The sequence below is a fragment of the Chryseobacterium sp. GTID13 genome (genome assembly GCF_056172655.1).
In genome coordinates, this window is the sequence record NZ_JAOCMB010000005.1 from 1,478,855 (window position 1) to 1,497,871 (window position 19,017).

The window sequence follows — 19,017 nt, forward strand, 5'->3', positions numbered from 1 at the left end:
ATATTAAAAAAAGTATTACTTTTGCTTTAACTAACAAGATTGGTTTAAGAGCTTTTTATTAGTAACTTTAAGACACAAATTTATAAAACATTAAAATCCCTCCACATGAGAAAAATAATTCTACTCATTACATGCATGTTCGGTATTTCAGTTTTCTCACAGATCAAAGTGTTGAAAAATGAAAGCCTGGTGGAAATTGGCAAAGATAATTCCGTAGGTTTATATAAAAAAGAAGATAAATTTACCATCAACTATCAGGATCTTAATACCAGTAACCTGAACACCATAAGATCTTTTTCTTTTCAGAATCTGGACAGTGACGTATCCGGACTGTATAAACTGATCATGGACGGCTTTATATCCACTCCGGATGAAAACATCATTCTGGAACTTCCTAATGATATCATTGAGCTTCATTACGAAAAAAATTACGGGCAGCCTACCGTACAGTTTATCCAGTACATCAATAAAAACCGTAAGTATGTTGGAAAGTCTCAGTTTTTAAACAGAAAACAGGTAGATAAAGTGTTTGGTAAAACGAACGGAAAATCGGCTCTGTATGAAAAACCGGGTACCATGCATCAGATCAACGGTACAAAATCCTCTTCAAGCCAGGCATCTACTGCAATGCCTGCTTCCAGTACCAACAGCAAAAACAAAAAATCAAAAAAATAATCATAATATTTTTCAATATTACCCAACTCATTCATCCGAATGAGTTTTTTTATTTTTACTTTTGCAGAAAGACATTACTTATTATGCCGCTTCAGATAATCAATTTAACCAAAAAATTTGGGGAACAGACTGCATTGGACAACATTAATATTTCTATTGATAAAAATGAGATCATTGGCCTTTTGGGTCCAAACGGAGCCGGAAAATCCACACTTATGAAATCCATTGTCGGCGCATTGAAAATTGATCAGGGCGAAATTATCTTTAACGGAATGAATATTTCCGAAAATGAAATAGAAAGTAAGAAAAAATAGGTTTTCTTCCCGAAAACAACCCGCTGTACCTGGAAATGTATGTGAAAGAATATCTTCAGTTTGTCGCAAATATCCACAAAATCTCTCCTGCTAGGGTAGATGAAGTGATCGAACTGGTAGGCATCACTCCTGAAAAATCCAAAAAAATCGGCCAGCTTTCCAAAGGATACAAACAAAGGGTGGGACTTGCCCAGGCTATTATTCATCAGCCGGACCTGCTGATTCTGGATGAACCGACCAACGGCCTGGATCCGAACCAGATCATCGAGATCAGAAATGTGGTAAAAGAGATCGGGCAGCAGAAAACAGTATTGCTTTCTACCCACATTATGCAGGAAGTGGAAGCATTATGCTCCCGTGTTATCCTTATTCATAAAGGGAATATCCTTCAGGACTGCCCTATTGACGAATTTAAAGGCAGGTTCGACAGTCTGGAAGAAGCTTTTGCAAGCTATACAGCCGTATCTTAATTAATTTTCATGGAAATCCACATTACTCACGGACAGAACATTATCAAAGTTCTGTACGATGGCTTTGCCGGCTGCTTAATCATCAGGCGTCCTGTAGCCGTTAACTGGCCGGACTCCCGGGGAAGTGTGGGTGAGTATTATGCAGTATCCGAGCTTGCTGAAGACGAGAAAATAATATTAGCCGACCGTCTTAACCGTTCCCTTACGGAGGGAACAGAAGCTGAAATCATGTCAGAAATCAAAGATTTTCTTACCCTTTTTGAAAATGGAACCTATCAGGTGAATCTGGGTAAAATTCCGTTTGATAATTCCAGTTTTCATATGGCCATACCGCTGCCTGATGATGAAAATGCCCGCAACCGAAGATTTTCCGGATGGTTCTACCCTTTCAAAGATTTTAATTATCTGTATACTTTGGAAAATAAAAGCATCAATCCTGAAAGAGTACAATATTATATGGAACTCATTAAAAAAGGAAGCCGCCCGAAACCCATTATCCTTAATAGTCTGTACAATCTGGATCCGCAGATGAGCAATGCTTTCGTACTGGACGGACATCATAAAATAGAAGCCTATACCCGGCTAAAAATGGATATTCCTGCTGTATTTATCGCAAGGGATAACGAAGGGTACACTCCTGCCTCCGAACTGATGCACCGAGCCTGTGAACTTCTGGACGATATTGAGTTTGAGCACCTGTTTCAGAACAACGATAACAATCTGCCCCATATAGATTTTGTTAATGATGAAATATTGACCAATGCCCTGGATACCATGCTGAGAACTTCGGAAAGAATTGATGTTTCCATTATTGAAGTTTTGATCAGGCATCACCAATCCGCTTCAGAAGATGACAGAAAATGGTTAGATAAACGTCTTGAATTTTTAAGGAAAAACATTCACCTTGATACTTTAAATGAAAAAAAGGGTTAAACTTATATTCGAGTCAATATATCGAAGATTATAAAGCAAATGTCTGGTTCCTGAAAACCCTTAGAAATACAATGGAACTGAATACATGGATCAATGAGACGATCTTACAATAAGCATCAAATGGCTTCATATTTGATTGGGTGTAAGCCTAACCAATAACCTAATATGCAATGATCAGAAAGATTTTACTGGGAGCCTTTTGTACGGCTCAGTTTTCTTTAGCTTATGCCACTGAAAAACCATCCCTAATACCTGGTACAGTTACTGTTTCCAATGATATCCAAGCATTACAGAAAGTCCCTAAAACAGTCATTATTAAGACTAAAAAATTTAAAATAAGGATTGATAAACAGCCTAACGGAAAGTACCTTTACCAGTCCTGGGCAGCCAATGCCAGGATCACTTCGAAACCAAGCATGATTATCAGTGACGGAGAACTGATCCCGGACGGTACCGGAGGAAATTACTATTTCAACTTTGTGAATAAAGGATATACTTATCAGGTGTGGAGAAACTACCTGACGGATTCCGCTTCCAAAGCTCCTTATACCCTTACGGTGACGGATGAAAACGGTAATGAAGTGGTACGCCAGGACGGACTTGTCGTTAAACAATAAAAAACGGCCAAATCCAAAGTCGTAACAATATTTAAAGCTGTAAACGATATTTATCCTGCAGATTATAAAGTTCCAGGTATAGATCTGTGAAATTTGCGTAATCTGTGGGATTTTTGGTTAAAAAATTTAAACCAATTAATTTGAGGAAAGGAATTATGTTCCGGCCTGTCTCAGATGTGTATTAAAACGGCTTGATTCGTAGCTTTCTTCTGCAGCTTTATAGCCTACATTGAAAATTTCTTCCAGACGATCTTTTCTGCGTTCGAACGTTCCGTAGGATGAAAGTTTTTGGGAAGAGATAAACCAGTCACAATAATCGAATTTTCCTTTTTCTATCCTGTAGGAAAGGAGATCATATGAACGGGAGACAATAGCTTTGATGGACTTCAGGTCTTTGATATCAATATCATGGGGAGGAGAAACAAAAACCCCGATAAGCTTGTCACATTCGTCCCTGATGATGTCTGCGGGAAAGTTATTCAGAACACCTCCGTCACAGTACATTTCATCGCCGATGATATACGGTGTTGTAACTCCCGGAATGGAACATGAAGCAATGATGGCATCCACTACTTCGAAGTTTTCATCAAATATTTTCTGGGTTCCGGAGACAAGTTCTGTAGCTACAATTTTCACTTCTTTTTCCAGGTCTCCAAGCTTCATATCCTGAAAAATCGGCTTCAGATAATTCCTGAAAATAACGGAAGAAACCAGTCCCGGTTGGTTGAAAGTAAAATGTTTCCAGTTGAAGAAATAAACCGAATTGAAAAACTCCAGGATCTCATCCGGTGTTTTCCCCACAGCATAAAGACAACCCACAATAGATCCGGCGCTGCAGCAGGAAAGCACATCGATATCTATATTTTTTTCTTTCAAGAATTTTAAAACTCCTGCATGGGCAATCCCTTTGGTACCGCCTCCTGACAAAACCAGCCCTGTTCTCTCAAAATTCATAGAATAAATGTAAGAAAACAGGGCGAGAAATTCAGATTAAATTTTATAAATATTATGTTAAAATTATTTTAGCAGATATTCCTGCATAAACCGGATCACGGCAAGACGCTGAAAATCCACATTTTCTTTCTTCCTGAATCCATGGCCTTCATTTTTTGCTTCCAGATACCAAACCGTTTTTCCCTGGGCTTTCAGCTTGTCTCGCATCTGAACGGCTTCCGTAACAGGAACTCTGGGATCATTAGTACCCTGGATAATGAACATTGGCTTTTTGATTTTATCGATATTATTCAGAGGGGCAATTTTGGTGAAGAATTCTGCCATTTTGGGAATCCTCTCATCACCATACTCCACTCTTCTCAGATCTCGCCGGTATTCTTCGGTATTTTTAAGAAAAGTATTAAAATCGGAAATTCCCACAATATCCACAGAGCATCTGATCTTATCAGCATATTCATAGGCTGTCGCTAAGGTCATGAAACCTCCGTAGCTTCCGCCCATAATCATGATTCTGTCTTTATCCAGCTCAGGCTGTTTGGCGATCCAGTCCAGAAGGGCACCTATATCTTTCACTGAATTCATTCTCAGATCCCAGTTATCGGCGGCAATAAATGTTTTCCCGAAACCGGATGAGCCTCTTACATTCGGATAGATCAAAGCCACTCCCATTTCATTGGTAAAATAATTGGAAGACCCCAGAGAAGATGCCATAGACTGACCTTCCGGTCCTCCGTGGATGTTAATAATCACCGGCCTTTTTCCTGTAAATTTTGATGATGCCGGATAATAAAACCCTGAGATCTTCATATTGTCAAAGCTCTTCCACTCTATCAGTTTTGGGACGGACATATCGGCGGGCTGCATTTCGCCCTGTTCGCTTTCCGTCCATCTTTCTATATTGCGGGTCGCCATATCCATTTTATAAATATCTGCACCGGAATCGGCTGATGATCTTGAGAAATAAAGGAATTTCCCGTCGTTGGAAAACTTTACTCCACCGATCAGTCCAACAGGTAACTGGCTTACCGGCATATATTTCCTGGTCACTGTATCAAGAATATACAGTTTATTGATTCCGCTTTCATTGGTTACAAATGCCAGGGTGGATTTATCTTCAGAAAGGTTATAATCTTCTACATTCCAGGGAATGGAAGAGGTAAGATATTCTGTTTTTTTGGTTTTTAAATTTAAAACTGCCAGCCTGCTGAATTCATTATTCCGGTCTGTAATGTAGAAAATTTCATCAGGATTTTTGCTGAAAACACCAGCGCTTTGCACGACTCCTTTTTCTTTGCGGTCTGTGATGGGTTCCAGCTTTTTAGTTTCCAAATCATACAGATACAGATAGGAATCGTTGGCTGAAACATATTCCGAGATCAGGAGTTTTTTACCGTCTTCGGAAAGATCGGAAATTCCCCAGCCGCCGCCTTTCACTTCAAGAACAAGCTGTGTATCTTCCGGTTTTAAAGGATTCATATAATAAATATCCCTGTCGCCGCCATTTCTTTTGGTGGATGTAAAATAAAACCCTGAACCGTCTTTTTTCCAGGTTACCCCGCCGTTCTGGGATCTTCCGCCATCGGTAAGCAGTTTGGATTCCAGTGTTTTCAGGTCGAGCTTATAAAGCTGCCCGAATTCGTTGCCGCCTGTATCTTTTGTATAAATGAGGTATTCTCCTTTTACAGGCTCATAAGATGCATTATTAACAGGTTCATCAAAGAAAGTGATCTGTTTTCTGGCCCCCATGGGTACAGAAATCCTGTGCAGCTGATTGGTGGAAGCAAAACGGGTCACCGCAATGATTTCTTTCCCGTTGGGATGAATGCCTGCAATACCTGCATTTCTGCTTTCTGAATACTTTTTAATAGCCTGACTCAGGCTTTTCGGAATAGGCAGGATATTTTCTGCAATAAGATTCTCATTAGGACTTACAAATTCATTTTTTGTCTGGGCGGACAGGAGCCCGGCCAATGCAAGGGTAAGAATAATATAGTGTTTCTTCATTTTTTAATTTTGCCTGAATTTACAAAAAAACCACAGACAAACGCCTGTGGTTGGTATATAAAGAAATAGATCTTCTTAATTATTATATCCTAAGATTGATCTTAGATGTGAATTACTTCACCGTAAGCTGCTGCTGCAGCTTCCATAATTGCTTCAGAAACAGTCGGGTGCGGGTGGATCGATTTGATGATCTCATGACCTGTTGTTTCAAGTTTTCTTGCCACTACAGCTTCTGCAACCATATCTGTAACTCCTTCACCGATCATGTGGCATCCTAACCACTCACCGTACTTGGCATCAAAGATTACTTTGATAAATCCGTCTGTATTTCCATTCGCTGTAGCTTTACCGCTTGCAGAAAGTGGGAATTTACCTACTTTGATCTCGTATCCTTTTTCTTTAGCCTGCTTTTCCGTAAGACCTACAGAGGCTACTTCAGGGTGGCAGTATGTACATCCAGGGATATTGCCGTAGTCGATTTTCTCAACATGCAGTCCCTTGATTTTTTCTACACAAGTGATTCCTTCAGCAGAAGCAACGTGTGCCAAAGCCTGTGTAGGAATAAGATCACCGATTGCATAGTAACCCGGAACTGAAGTCTCGTACCATTCGTTGACTAAAACTCTTCCTTTATCTGTCTGGATTCCCACTTCTTCCAATCCGATATTCTCAATATTGGCAGCAATACCTACGGCAGAAAGTAAAATATCAGCTTCAAGGGTAATGTTCCCGTTTGCTGTTTTTACCGTTGCTTTTACGCCTTCTCCGCTTGTATCAACACTTTCTACTGACGCATTGGTCATGATCTCGATTCCTGTTTTCTTAAGGGATTTTTCCAGGTGTTTAGAGATTTCTTCGTCTTCTACAGGAACGATATTCGGCATGAATTCTACAATGGTTACTTTGGTTCCCATTGTATTATAGAAGTCAGCAAATTCTACCCCGATAGCTCCTGAACCTACTACGATCATAGATTTTGGCTGCTCAGGAAGAGATAATGCCTGTCTGTAACCGATTACTTTTTTACCGTCCTGAGGAAGGTTAGGAAGCTCTCTTGAACGTGCACCCGTTGCAATAATGATATTTTCTGCTGCATATTCAGTTACTTTACCTTCTTTATCTGTAACAGAAACTTTTTTACCTTTCTGAACCTTAGCTGTCCCAAGAATTACATCAATCTTGTTCTTCTTCATCAGGAATTCAATTCCTTTGCTCATTTTGTTGGCTACGCCACGGCTTCTCTGGATTACGTTCGGAAATTCAAAGCTTCCTTCCACTTTATTCAGACCATAGTCTTCAGCATGGTTGATATAATGAAAAACCTGAGCAGATTTCAGTAAAGCTTTCGTAGGAATACATCCCCAGTTCAGGCAGATTCCCCTAAGTTTTCTTTCTCGATAATTGCAGTTTTGAAACCCAATTGTGCTGCTCTGATCGCTGTAACATAACCGCCAGGACCGCTTCCGATGACAATGATATCGTAGTTCATTATTTTAAAAATTTTATGCGAATTTAAGGAAAAATATTGGATGTTCTATGTTCTGCCATTCATATTTCACTGAAGGTTAACTTCATTGTACCAACTATTTTAATTTATATCGTGATGTTATCTCTTTTCAAATTAAATGGAATTATGTATTGCATTAAACAATTAAAACAATATTTAAAATTATACAGCTAATTCAATATAATAAGTAAAAAATATTTAATTATAAATCAATATATTAAAATAATTTCATAAGTTTATACAAAATTAAGTAAAATGAAAACCAAGATTTTTATTCCCGTTTTTTTTATAATGACCTTGTTTTTTAATGCACAGGTAGGTATTAAAACATCAACACCTAACAGTACTTTAGCTGTCGCCGGGTCTTTGGGAGCCGATTATAAGCAAATTACAGCAGCAACGTATGCCATCACTGCCACAGATCATTACCTGACATACGATGGAACGGGTAATACGACTTTCACCCTTCCTGTCATCGGAACTGGTACAACGAGTTATTCAGGAAGAATTTATAAGATTAAAAATATTTCAACTTCCAGTATTACGCTTCAGGCATCGAGTGGTAATACATTAAGGATCGATAATAATCCTGTTTCATCCTTTGTAATTCCCACCGGGGCATATGCTGAAGTTGTGAACAACAGTAATACCAGTGGGGGAACATGGGACCTTTCTTTTACCGTTCTTCCCAAGCCAAGCAATGTAGAGATTTACGGAATACAGCTTCTGATTCCTCCGCATGCCAATGGCTCCTCCCCTGTTGGAGACTGGAGCAATCATGCAGTATCAACCTATGATACAGGAACGGGAACGGATGCATGGTGGGTAATAAGCAAAGCCTCTGTTACCTACGCCCACACTTCCACTTATTCCAATGCGAGCCGTATGACTCTTGTTTATGAATATCAGGGAACTCCTTTTAATGTCAGCAATATGTATCCAATTTTAACGGCAGGAAACAATTCCAGCTTTCCGGATGTTTTCACGGCTTCATTTGTAAGTTTGGCCAATAACGGAACTTTAGGGAGAACAAGGCTTACTGTTTCGGTTTCCCGTATAGATTTTATAGGAAGCAATGTAAACAACAGTAACTGGACGGGAACTTTTCTTCTGAATCTGCTGCTGGCAAGAAAATTATATTAGAATTAAAAAATCCGTTTTACAAACAGTAAAACGGATTTTTAATATCAGTAATCTTAACATTACATTTTTTTAAGTAATCTTTTCTCGGTACGGTACCTTTCATTTAAAGCTTTCATCTGATCTCTCTTCATCTTTTTTGTAGCAAGCGGATGATTCATAATCAATCTCTTTTCTGTATTGTATTTTTTGTCCAGCTCACGCGATTTAATGCTGATCAGTTCACTTTTGGAAGGATGTGGAGGAGCCGGTGGTCGTTTCTGGGCATTCACACTCATTGATAAACCTAATAACAATACGGTTGATATAAAAAACTTTTTCATGACATTTTTATTTTTAAGAATGATTTTAAAAATGATTAATTAATATCTTCAATTCATTCAGGTTTTGCAATACATATTACATATATCATACCAGAGTTTATAACTTTCATTACTGATCTTCTGTCATCAGGCTTTACAAAAGGATAATACACATTCACAAAAAATTATTCTACTTCAATATTCTGTTTTAAAGGAAGGTTTTTAGAGGAATTTCCAACCATAATTCTGTACGTTCCTTTTTCTACTGCCCAGTTCATCTTTTCATCTAAAAACTGAAGTTCCCGGACCGGAATTTTAATAGTCACCTGCTTTGATTCCCCGGGATTTAAATACACTTTCTGAAAACCTTTTAACTCAATGACAGGCCTTGAAACTGATGCCAGCAGATCCTTCACATACAGCTGAACAACTTCACTTCCTCCTTTTGTTCCTGTATTTCTGATGTTAACCCGGGCAGTAATCGTATCATTTTCAGAATATTTCAATTGATTGAGCTGCAGATCGGAAATTTCAAAAGTGGTATAGCTAAGGCCAAAACCAAAAGGATATAACGGTTCGCCGCTCAAATCATAATAGTCATTTCCCCTTCCTGTAGGATGATGATTGTAGGTCAATGGCAGCTGGCCTTCTTCGGCCGGGAATGTAACAGGCAGTTTCCCTGAGGGATTTTCCGCTCCGAAAAGGATTTTTGCCACCGCATTTCCTCCTTCTTCTCCGGGATACCAAACATCCAGAATGGCTCCTGCTTTATCTTTCCACGCTGTAGTTTTAATGGCAGAACCTCCAACTAAAATTACAGTTAAAGGTTTATTCAGTTTTGAAACTTCATGAATAAATTTTTCCTGATTTCCGGGCAGGCTCAGAGAAGAACGGTCCTGAAATTCGCCTTCATGAATGCCGGCAGCAATAATAATGTGATCTGCCTTTTCTGCTGTTTTTAAAGCTTCGTTAAATTCTTTCTGAGCATCGTCGATATCATAATTCCAGATCAGCTCAATATGAGCTTCTCCCCTGCTTTCCCTGAATTCTATAACGAGATTGTATTGCCTGTCTTTAACAAAGTCTATGGCAGCTGTTTTTGTTGAATAGCCCAGCTTTTCCCATTGATCAACAATTAATTTTCCATCGAGATATAACCTGAAACCATCGTTTCCACGAAGTCCGAGCTGGTATTTTCCACTGCCGGGAGCTTTCAGTTGTCCTGTCCATCGGATACTATAGTTATCCAGCTGTAATTTTTCAGGGTCCGGCGAGTAAAGGGTCCATTTGAAATTAACCTGCTCGTCCTGCCTTTGAAAAGCCTCTTTTCCCTGTAAACCGGTGTTTGCAAAATAAGTTCCTTTTAAGCCTTTTTTATTTTCGGATGATAAAAGGTCAGCAGGAACCGTTTTAAAGTCTTTCAGATCCCATGTAATACCTTTTGAATAAAGAATCTCTACATTTTTATCTTTCGTGAAATTTTTGATTCCATCAAGAATACTCACTTTATGGTTTCCCGGCCCGGAATAGCCTCCAAGCCTTGCATCCACGGCATCTGTACCGATCACAGCTATTTTTTTTACATGGTCAGAAACAGGAAGTGTTCCCTGATTATTCTGTAACAACACAATAGATTCAAGTGCTGCTTTTTCGGCTAACGGCTTATGATTGATCATTTTCAATTCATGAATTTCGCGTTCAGAGACATAAGGATTTTCAAAAAGCCCGAGTTCAAATTTTGCTTTTAAAACTCTTGCTACCGCATCATCTATCCTTTCCTGTGAAATCCGTCCATCCAAAAACGGAGGAATAAACAGCTGATAATGTTGGTACTCTGTTTGGAATATGACATCAAGCCCTGCATTCATAGCCTGTGCAGAGGCATCATCATAATCTTTTGCCGTAAAATGAAGCACATTGGCCCCCCTACGGCACTGGCATCACTAATGACGAAGCCTTTGAAGTTCCATTCTTTTTTCAGCTTTTCCGTGAGCAGCCAATGATTGGCGGTAGAAGGTCTTCCGTCGAGAAGATTATAGGAGGTCATTACCGACCTGCTTTTTCCCGAGGTAAACGCTTTATGAAAGGGAATAAGATGGGTTTCTTCCAGATATCTTCTGCTCCAGTGAATAGGATAAGAATCTCTTCCGCCTTCTCCTACATTGGCTAAAAAATGCTTTGGAGTAGTAATAATTCCCTGATCTTCGAATGAACTTACGAAACCAACGCCCATCACAGAGGTTAAAAAAGGATCTTCACCATACGTTTCCTCTGTCCGTCCCCATCTCACATCACTGGCAAGATTGACTACAGGGGTAAGGATCTGGCGGATTCCTCTTAATTTTGATTCTTTTGCAATAGCAGAGGAAACCTGCTTCATCATTTCGGGATTGAATGTGGCCGCAAGCCCGATAGCCTGGGGAAAAGCTGTTGCGCCATCACGCATCAATCCGTGTAAAGCTTCATCAAACGGAATAATCGGAATTCCCAGCCTGGATTCTTCAACAAAATATTTTTGAATACCATTGATTTTCCTTACGAGCCTTTCCGCATCTTCACCGGAGTTATATTTCAAAAGCTGGCCTGCTGCCCCGCCACCCTGATTTCCGGCACTGACCTGCAGACCAAAGATTCCGTGCCTGTATTGATCTTTAGGAACATTATCCAGATCTCCAGGGATCATAAAACACTGCCAGAATTTTTCTTCCGGCGTCATTCTTTTCAACAGATCCTGAACTCTTGCTTCTACAGGCTGTTTGGGATCTTTATACAAAGGCTTTTCTTTCTGTGCACTCAGGAATGTGGAATTCAGAACAAGCGCAATAACCGCAGCTTTAATACAATTCAACTTCATTAGTTTGTCATTTGAATGGCGGTGGCGTATTTCAATTTTTTCCTGTCTTCCGGCAGCTTTACTTCTACCGTAGTTCCTGTCTGTTTCCACTTCACTTTTGAATTGATCCCAAGAACTTTCAATGCTTTCGCTTTAAAATTTTCCGGAAGTGAAAAGCTGAGTACATCAGGAGCCTGGTAGTCTTTCTGATCGTCAATATGGAAAACATTAAGGGTTTTGCTGTCTTTAGATCGGGTATAATAGAAGTTTCCATCGTGATAAGGTTCTGCACTTCTTGTTGCAAATACAGCTGACTGGTTTTTCTCCATCCAATCCGAAATTTCATTTAATCTTTCATAAACCACTGCATCATAGTCTCCATTGGGACCCGGAGCAATATTCATGAGGTAATTTCCGCCGCGGGAGATAATTTTAATGAGTGTTTCAATGATTTTTTGAGAGGATTTATAATTGTCGTCAGGAACATAGGAGAAAGAATCTCCCATCGTAATGCAGCTTTCCCAGGGAATAGAAAGCGGATGTTCCGGGACAGCCTGCTCCGGGGTCACATAATTTTCCCATTTTCCCGGTACGGTACGGTCTACGACTATAATTCCCGGTTGGTTTTTCCTGGCCATCGTCCCAATTTTATCCATATCAATATCCTGTTCTACTTTGATGGTTCTCTGCCATTCCACAGATGGGTCAATGGTTCTGAAAGGGCGTACCCAGCCTCCATCCAGCCACAGGATATCTATTTTTCCGTAGTTGGACGTAATTTCATTAAGCTGGTTAAAAGTGAATGTTTTAAAGCTTTCCCATCGTTCGGGATATTTTTTCGGATCGTAATTTACATTTCTGTCTTTGGGTGGAAAATAGGGCCACCAGTAGTTTTCCGAATGCCAGTCCGGCTTTGAAAAATAGGCTCCGATTTTGAAACCGTCTTTTCTGAACGTATTGAAAATCTCTTTGGTAACGTCTGCCTTAGGATTTTTTGAAAACGGCGTTTTGGAAGAGGTTATTTTATAATCCGATTCTTTGGTATCAAACATGGCAAAACCATCATGGTGCTTTGTGGTAAAAACCACATATTTCATTCCTGCTTTTTTTGCTGCATCAGCCCATTTTTGAGGGTTAAATCCTGTGGGATTAAAAGTAGTCTGAAGGTTTTCATAGTTTTTTACGTACTCATTGTAAGACTTCCCATGTTCAGGCTTTCTCCGGGTCCAGGATTCGTCTTCAGGGCATAAGCTCCAGCTTTCAACAATTCCCCACTGGCTGTAGGTTCCCCAGTGCATAAAGAGCCCGAATTTCAGATCCTGCCACTGTTCAAGATTTTGAACAACAAGCGGATCATCCGGTTTCTGATAGCCTGCAGATACATTATGAGCCTGTGAAAAAAAGCAGTAGAAATAAGAAAAGATGAAAGAATAAAGCTTTTTGTTTTCTGTTTAATGAGCATATGAGGTTCGTTTTTGCTAAATTAAACATCCTGCCACTAATCAGCAAACCTTAATTTTTCAATAAATGCTGCAATGCTTTGTCCAGTTCTGGATAAGAAAACTGAAATCCGGCTTTAAGCAGTTTTTCGGGATATACATTTCTGCTTTTTAATAAAAGTTCGGTTTCCGTATTCAAAAAGAGGGAGGCTATTTCCAGTTGCCATACGGGAGCATTTAATCCAAAAGGAATTTTAAGGTGTTTCCTCATTTTTATCATGAGATCTTCATTGGACACAGGGTTTGGAGCGGTTACATTGACGGTCCCTGATATATTTTCATGATTAATGATCCATTCAACAGCTTTACAGAAATCATCAATATGGATCCAGCTTACTTTCTGTTGTCCACGCCCCTGTTTTCCTCCTAAACCTAATTTTGTGATCGTGCGCAATTTCGGAAATGCCCCGCCATTATTCCCTAAAACAATAGAGGTTCTTAAAGCAACCTTTCTTGTTTCTTCGTTATTCATCTTAAAAAATTCTTTTTCCCAGCTTTTGCAGATATTCATGGAGAAATCGTCGCCGATAATTCCGTTTTCTTCTGTATTCAGCTGGGTTTCGGAATGTATATAAATAGTTGCTGAAGAGGCATTCAGCCAGACCTTAGGCTTAGTGATGCATTGGTCGACTGCCTGCTGAAGCACTTTTGTACTTTCAATTCTGGATTTATATATTTCCTCTTTATTTTTTTCGTTGTACCTGCAGTCTACAGACTTTCCTGTAAGGTTGATCAGTACATCGGCTCCTTCAATGCTGTTCTTCCATTCACCCAATGATCGGGCATCCCAATATATCTCATTACTGCGTTTTGGCTTTCTTGTAAGAATGTGTACCTGAGCGCCTTTTTCTTTAAAATATTTTTCAAGGCTTTCCCCGAGAAATCCGGTTCCGCCAGCCATTATTATTTTCATTGTGTTTTGAGTTTTAGAGTTTTAGAGTTTTAAAATTATTGTTTTTTCATGCAGATTTGTCCTTCATTTTATACTAAATACTTACTCTGCCATTTTCTTTATTAATTCGTTTCTTTCCAACAGGAATTTCTTCATATAATCTTTCAGGAAAAAGTGGTTAAAAAGTTTTCCCACCCATCCCAGCGGGGATTCAAATTCGAAGATATCAATCATTACCGTACTGCCTTTTTTTGCTTGAAAATATGCTGATGCTTCATTGATTTAAAAGCTCCTTTAAGCATTACATCCGTGAATTGGGAGGGTTTTTCCATGCTGATAATCTTTGTTGTCAAGGTTTGATCCACTCCTAAATGTCTGGCTTTCCAGGTTACGGTCTCATTTTCTTCAATCAGCCCGGACGTTCTTCCAGCTATTGCTTTTTCATTGGTTTTGGATGTTGATTTTTGGTGCAGATCAATATCTCTGGCCAAGTCGAAAACTTTATGAATATCTGCTTTGATTGGTGTTTCTAAATATATTGTTGCCATTTTTAAGTTTTTAGGTTCGTGGTTCGGGATACGAGGTTCAGGATGAGATATTTATTTTTGATATTGATAGAATTTATAAGTGTCAAAAATATAAACCAGAGCTAAAATTGGGCTATAATAAACTCCGAAAAATGGGATCACTATGAACAGATTATAGGCCTGCGATTTAAAAATGACGAGTAATAATAAAGAAATCCAGATGGGCATAATAAATACTCCGTAAATAATGAAAAGTATAGATTTTTCTTCCTTAAAAAAAGCTTGATTATATAGCTTATTAGTTGAGAAATTCCTACTATAAAGTGAAATGACAATCCTCCAATAAAAGAATTATCCATTGTAAAGATTGAGATAATTCCTATAATTAAAATCACTAATTGGATATAGAAATCGTATTTTACAAAGGTTTTCATGATCGTTAATTTTAAAAGGTTAAAAAATCTCCTCTTGTTCTTTTATTGGAGGATCTGAAGGTCAGATACATCCAGATTTTAAATATCAGTGTCTTCATTTTCGATATGTTTTTCTTTGTTCATGGCATGTTTACGGCCTTTCAGAAAAAACAGGAGGTTGAGAAGCATCATCATTCCAAGATAAATAGAGAAACCGCCTATTTTTTTACTTAAAGCAACAACTAATCTTTCTACGGTTTCAATCTGGAAAAATTCAATGATGCAAAGAGCAAAGCCAATATTCAGAAGATAAAAGCCAATTTTAAAGAGGGAATTTGTTGCCATGGCAATGTCTTCTTTCTGGTGAAAAATATCAATCATAAATGTTTTTGAATTTTTGAACAGAAACTGGGATACGAATACGGTAAGAGCAATAACAATTGGCAGATAAATCATGTACGCTGAAAAATTGTACGTTGTGGTGGTTAAAATTGTTGTGTTCATAACTGTGTTATTTTAAGGTTAGTTTATTTTTTAAGAAGTAAAGAGTAAAAATGTTCATATAATGCAGTACACAAAGGATTAAAGCGATGCATCCGATACGGGCTGCCGTTACCGAAATAAGTTGTTCTACAGAGCCGACTTTGTCCCAAAATGCAAGGTTGACAGCAATATACCCCAGGTTCAGCAGATAGTAACATCCGAGAAGTATCCGGTTGATCGTAAGACACATTCCTTTATCGTGAAGGAGATATTCCAGATAGGACTTTCCGGCCTGGAAACATCTTCTGCCCACATCTATGGTGATGTAAAAACTCACTGCAAGAAAAATAACATATGATACTATATTGAACATTTTGTATGTATTATATTTTCAGTAATTTTTGAAAATTAAATTCAAATAAAAAAGGATTTAGCTCCTCTTCTATTTTTCTATTTCAACAGGTTGGTAATTTTCCCTACCAGCCAGTGATCGTCGCTTTTAATCGCAAGATCCATAATATTGTTGATCTTTCCCGTCACTGCACTGAAATCTTCCATCAGCTTTATGAATTCTTTTGCTTCTCCTGAATCTTTATCTTCAATATTTTTCAGTTCTTCCAAAAAAGAAATGACAGGCTCTATTTCTCTTTTTCTGCGTTCTTTCACAATTTGTTTGAACAGATACCAGATATCTTTTTCTGCGACGAAGTATTCTTTGCGATCGCCTTTGATGAATTCTTTTCTGACAATTCCCCAGTCTATCAGCGCACGCAGATTCATGTTGGCATTTCCTCTTGAAATTTCCAGGTGCTCCATGACCTCATCCGTAGATAAAGGCTTTCCACTTGACAGAAGCAGTGCATGAACCTGTGCCATAGTACGGTTGATTCCCCAGTTTGTAGCGAATGTTCCCCAGGTCTGTACATATTTTTCTTTTGCTTCTGAAAGTTTCATTTTTCTGATATTTTATTTCTATAACAAATGTAATTATATTTTTTGAATTTTCAATAATTTTTGAAAATTAATTTTAAAATAAAACAGACATTTTGAAGTAATGTCTGTTTTGATGCTATTTTGGATGGACTTTATTTATTAATCTTACGTATTGTGATTATTAATTTTTGATCACTTTAAAAGTTTCCCACTGATCTTTTGTTCTTAATCTCAGGAGATAAATACTCTGGGGATAGGAAGTGATATCAATTGTGTTTTTACCTTCGCTCAGATTCTCTTTTCTCATGATGATCTTTCCGGCCAGATCGTATAAGAACAGCTCATCTATATGTTTCCCGGATTTTATATTGATGATTCCTTTTGTCGGATTAGGGAAAATCACGGTTCTGGATTCCTGCTGGCTATTAACTTCCGTTTCAAGCTTTTTGTTCAGGTAATCGTTGGAGATGCCGTCACTGCATTCCGGAAGGGTGGCCCTCTGAAGGATTAATCTCAATAGCAGGGCATTCAGTTTTTCAACTTCATAGGAATCAATGGTCGGTTTTATATGATCATTCCCGATTCCGCTGTCATTGGTAAGGAAGGTGTAGGTTCCATTGGTAAGCAATGCAAAAGTTCTCATCAGATATTCCGTCTGTTTATCGGTGTCACTTGCTGCCAGAGGAATAACTGTAATTCCTTTTGGGCCGCCAGTTTTATCTTTTCATAGAGCTTATTGATATTCTCATCCGAACGGTGTGGCGGTGCATCAAGAATCAGGAACATTATTTTAGCTGAATTTTCATTACTCCATTTCAGATCATCAATGGAAACCTGTAGGGCTTCTACGACCGCTTCAGGGGTATCTCCCCTCCAGCAGCTTTCTGATCTTTAATAAAACTAACCAGATCTTCTGCTTTATCCGAAAAATCGAATTTTCTGGTCACATATTCATCACCCTGATCCCTGTAAAAAACAGATCCATATCTTACGGCTGTATTTTTCAGATTGCTTTCAACTTTTCTCAAAACATCAAGAAGCTCAGACTGCAAGTAGGAAATCTCATCGCCCATAGACCCTGTTGCATCCACTACAAATGCGAGATCCAGATTTCTGTGCCTAATACAGGGCTTATCCAGAATAATAAGGTTCTGCCCGTTCCTGAAATCCCTGATATTGCTGCTGATGATCTGGCCTGAACCGTCAGCCAGATAATATTTTCCGGAAACCGGATTACCACTTTTCATAGGATCTATCCACAATTCTGCATTTCCCAGATTATTGGAGACAGCTTCCCAGATAATTTCTTTTTTATCATTTAGTAATTTTAGTTTTTCCCCGATTACCGGTTTTCTGTTTTTATTCACCAACTGTACGGATACACGTTTCTCAGGAAAAAACTTCCAGGTATTTTTATATTCATCAAGAGTGGGAACGGCAATATCTTTCCAGTAATCCCATTTTGAGAAATCATTGACTTCTCCAGCTGTCAGCTGCCCTGCTTTAGGAAGCTCCGGTTCCGGCTCTTTTATAGTTTCTTCAGCTTTTTTGGATGCCGTTTCTTTCAGTTTTTCCAGATCAGATTTTGATAATCCTTTAGTGGTTACCAGAATCACTCCCTCACTTGCCTTGCTTCCATATAAAGCGGTAGCTTCTGCTCCTTTAATAACTCTTAATTCTTTGACATTTTTAGCATCCAATACACTGAACAAATCTGATTCAAACACCTTTCCATCTACTACAAATAAAGGTTTCCCTGCGCTAATGCTTCTTGAACCTCTTATCCGTATTTCTGAAGATCTTTCCGGACCTGATGAAATTTTCAATCCTGCTACCTTACCGCTTAAAGAAGCCACTGACATACTGCCTGGTTTCTCTGTTGAAGTAACTGTAATAGCCGATGAAGATGTTACCATATCCACTTTTTTCTTGACTCCCATAGCTCCTACCATCACCACTTCTTCAATCTCTTGCGTTTTCGTAGTATCTTTCCACTGTCCCCTTCTTTTTTCAGTTACCGGTGTTACTGTTTCATTTTTCTTTTTAATAAAAAATTCATCCGTTGAATAATCAGCTTTCCTTGAGGAATAGATTTCATTGTATTTGCTATCAATTGCTTTTTTAGCGATTTCAGGTTCATAAGCTAAAACAGGTTCTTTTTGTAAAGAGTTTGAAGCTTCAACTTCTTTTTCAATATTGGATTTTACCGTACTGTCAACTGCCTGGACTGCATTCTTTCCAGGGCTGGTTTTCACTCTGTTTTCAACAATGACAGGTTTTGAAGGGTCAACTGTTTTATTTTTACTGATAAAATAAAATGCTCCCAAACCAATAATTAAACTTGCCGCAACTCCATATGGGAACCAAACAGGCAGTATTCTCTTATTTTCTTCTTTTTTATCTAATTTCTCTTCAACTTTTGCCCAGACTTTATCAAAACCCGGAAAAACTGCCGGTTCTTCTGAAAGCCTGGAGGCCTCATTGAATCTTTTATCTATATCTTGATTATTTTCCATTGTTC

The 19,017-nt window shown here is 38.6% G+C and carries 19 protein-coding genes and 2 pseudogenes; 5 read left to right on the forward strand and 16 right to left on the reverse strand.

What is annotated here, in order from left to right:
- The first annotated feature begins 105 nt into the window (after positions 1–105).
- The 4 genes and pseudogenes from N4G44_RS13325 (at position 106) to N4G44_RS13340 (ending at position 3,009) form a co-directional block, all read left to right on the forward strand.
- Positions 106–675, forward strand: a complete 570-nt coding sequence (locus N4G44_RS13325) for a hypothetical protein (protein WP_474927590.1) — start codon at positions 106–108, stop codon at positions 673–675.
- An 83-nt stretch (positions 676–758) separates the two neighbouring features.
- Positions 759–1,459 (forward strand): annotated as a pseudogene (locus N4G44_RS13330) (ABC transporter ATP-binding protein).
- A 9-nt stretch (positions 1,460–1,468) separates the two neighbouring features.
- The gene (locus tag N4G44_RS13335; protein ID WP_474927592.1) at positions 1,469–2,392 is read left to right on the forward strand and encodes a hypothetical protein; all 924 of its coding nucleotides are present in this window, start codon (positions 1,469–1,471) and stop codon (positions 2,390–2,392) included.
- Positions 2,393–2,562: 170 nt separating this feature from the next.
- Positions 2,563–3,009, forward strand: a complete 447-nt coding sequence (locus N4G44_RS13340) for a hypothetical protein (protein WP_474927593.1) — start codon at positions 2,563–2,565, stop codon at positions 3,007–3,009.
- Between the two features lie 153 nt (positions 3,010–3,162).
- On the opposite strand, the gene N4G44_RS13345 is transcribed toward N4G44_RS13340, so the two are convergent.
- From N4G44_RS13345 to lpdA, 3 genes and pseudogenes are all read right to left on the reverse strand, one after another.
- Positions 3,163–3,963, reverse strand: a complete 801-nt coding sequence (locus N4G44_RS13345) for a patatin-like phospholipase family protein (protein WP_474927594.1) — start codon at positions 3,961–3,963, stop codon at positions 3,163–3,165.
- A 63-nt stretch (positions 3,964–4,026) separates the two neighbouring features.
- A complete protein-coding gene (locus tag N4G44_RS13350; protein WP_474927595.1) occupies positions 4,027–5,967 on the reverse strand; it encodes a S9 family peptidase in 1,941 nt (646 codons plus the stop codon).
- Positions 5,968–6,068: 101 nt separating this feature from the next.
- Positions 6,069–7,456 (reverse strand): annotated as a pseudogene (gene lpdA / locus N4G44_RS13355) (dihydrolipoyl dehydrogenase).
- Positions 7,457–7,729: 273 nt separating this feature from the next.
- Between lpdA and N4G44_RS13360 the strand changes: the two are divergent.
- Positions 7,730–8,617, forward strand: a complete 888-nt coding sequence (locus N4G44_RS13360) for a hypothetical protein (protein ID WP_474927597.1) — start codon at positions 7,730–7,732, stop codon at positions 8,615–8,617.
- Between the two features lie 59 nt (positions 8,618–8,676).
- Here N4G44_RS13360 and N4G44_RS13365 read toward each other — a convergent pair whose 3' ends face one another.
- The 13 genes from N4G44_RS13365 to N4G44_RS13425 all read right to left on the reverse strand — a co-directional run bounded on the left by N4G44_RS13365 (position 8,677) and on the right by N4G44_RS13425 (position 19,012).
- The gene (locus tag N4G44_RS13365) at positions 8,677–8,937 is read right to left on the reverse strand and encodes a hypothetical protein (RefSeq protein ID WP_474927598.1); all 261 of its coding nucleotides are present in this window, start codon (positions 8,935–8,937) and stop codon (positions 8,677–8,679) included.
- 164 nt (positions 8,938–9,101) lie between these two features.
- On the reverse strand, positions 9,102–10,832 hold the full coding sequence (locus tag N4G44_RS13370; protein WP_474927600.1) for a glycoside hydrolase family 3 C-terminal domain-containing protein: 1,731 nt from the start codon (positions 10,830–10,832) through the stop codon (positions 9,102–9,104).
- The gene (locus N4G44_RS13375) at positions 10,781–11,770 is read right to left on the reverse strand and encodes a glycoside hydrolase family 3 protein (protein WP_474927602.1); all 990 of its coding nucleotides are present in this window, start codon (positions 11,768–11,770) and stop codon (positions 10,781–10,783) included. Before N4G44_RS13375 ends, N4G44_RS13370 begins: the two co-directional genes overlap by 52 nt.
- Positions 11,770–13,173 (reverse strand): alpha-L-fucosidase, encoded by a 1,404-nt coding sequence (locus tag N4G44_RS13380; RefSeq protein WP_474928339.1) that lies wholly within the window; start codon positions 13,171–13,173, stop codon positions 11,770–11,772. The genes N4G44_RS13375 and N4G44_RS13380 overlap by 1 nt, the downstream gene beginning before the upstream one ends.
- An 88-nt stretch (positions 13,174–13,261) precedes the next feature.
- Entirely contained in the window at positions 13,262–14,161 is a 900-nt protein-coding gene (locus N4G44_RS13385) for a TIGR01777 family oxidoreductase (RefSeq protein WP_474927604.1), read from the reverse strand.
- Positions 14,162–14,242: 81 nt separating this feature from the next.
- The gene (locus N4G44_RS13390) at positions 14,243–14,374 is read right to left on the reverse strand and encodes a hypothetical protein (protein ID WP_474927606.1); all 132 of its coding nucleotides are present in this window, start codon (positions 14,372–14,374) and stop codon (positions 14,243–14,245) included.
- Positions 14,374–14,688 (reverse strand): SRPBCC family protein, encoded by a 315-nt coding sequence (locus N4G44_RS13395; protein WP_474927610.1) that lies wholly within the window; start codon positions 14,686–14,688, stop codon positions 14,374–14,376. The genes N4G44_RS13390 and N4G44_RS13395 overlap by 1 nt, the downstream gene beginning before the upstream one ends.
- Positions 14,689–15,179: 491 nt before the next feature.
- Complete coding sequence (locus tag N4G44_RS13400; RefSeq protein ID WP_474927611.1) at positions 15,180–15,584, reverse strand: hypothetical protein; 405 nt, start codon at positions 15,582–15,584, stop codon at positions 15,180–15,182.
- 7 nt (positions 15,585–15,591) lie between these two features.
- Entirely contained in the window at positions 15,592–15,936 is a 345-nt protein-coding gene (locus N4G44_RS13405) for a hypothetical protein (protein ID WP_474927613.1), read from the reverse strand.
- Between the two features lie 77 nt (positions 15,937–16,013).
- Positions 16,014–16,517 carry a GbsR/MarR family transcriptional regulator gene (locus N4G44_RS13410; RefSeq protein ID WP_474927614.1) on the reverse strand — a complete coding sequence of 168 codons (504 nt, stop codon included), beginning with the start codon at positions 16,515–16,517 and terminating at the stop codon, positions 16,014–16,016.
- Positions 16,518–16,677: 160 nt separating this feature from the next.
- A complete protein-coding gene (locus N4G44_RS13415; protein ID WP_474927616.1) occupies positions 16,678–17,139 on the reverse strand; it encodes a T9SS type A sorting domain-containing protein in 462 nt (153 codons plus the stop codon).
- The gene (locus tag N4G44_RS13420; RefSeq protein ID WP_474927618.1) at positions 17,139–17,282 is read right to left on the reverse strand and encodes a hypothetical protein; all 144 of its coding nucleotides are present in this window, start codon (positions 17,280–17,282) and stop codon (positions 17,139–17,141) included. Before N4G44_RS13420 ends, N4G44_RS13415 begins: the two co-directional genes overlap by 1 nt.
- Positions 17,283–17,341: 59 nt before the next feature.
- Positions 17,342–19,012 carry a TonB-dependent receptor plug domain-containing protein gene (locus N4G44_RS13425; protein ID WP_474927620.1) on the reverse strand — a complete coding sequence of 557 codons (1,671 nt, stop codon included), beginning with the start codon at positions 19,010–19,012 and terminating at the stop codon, positions 17,342–17,344.
- Positions 19,013–19,017: the final 5 nt, after the last annotated feature.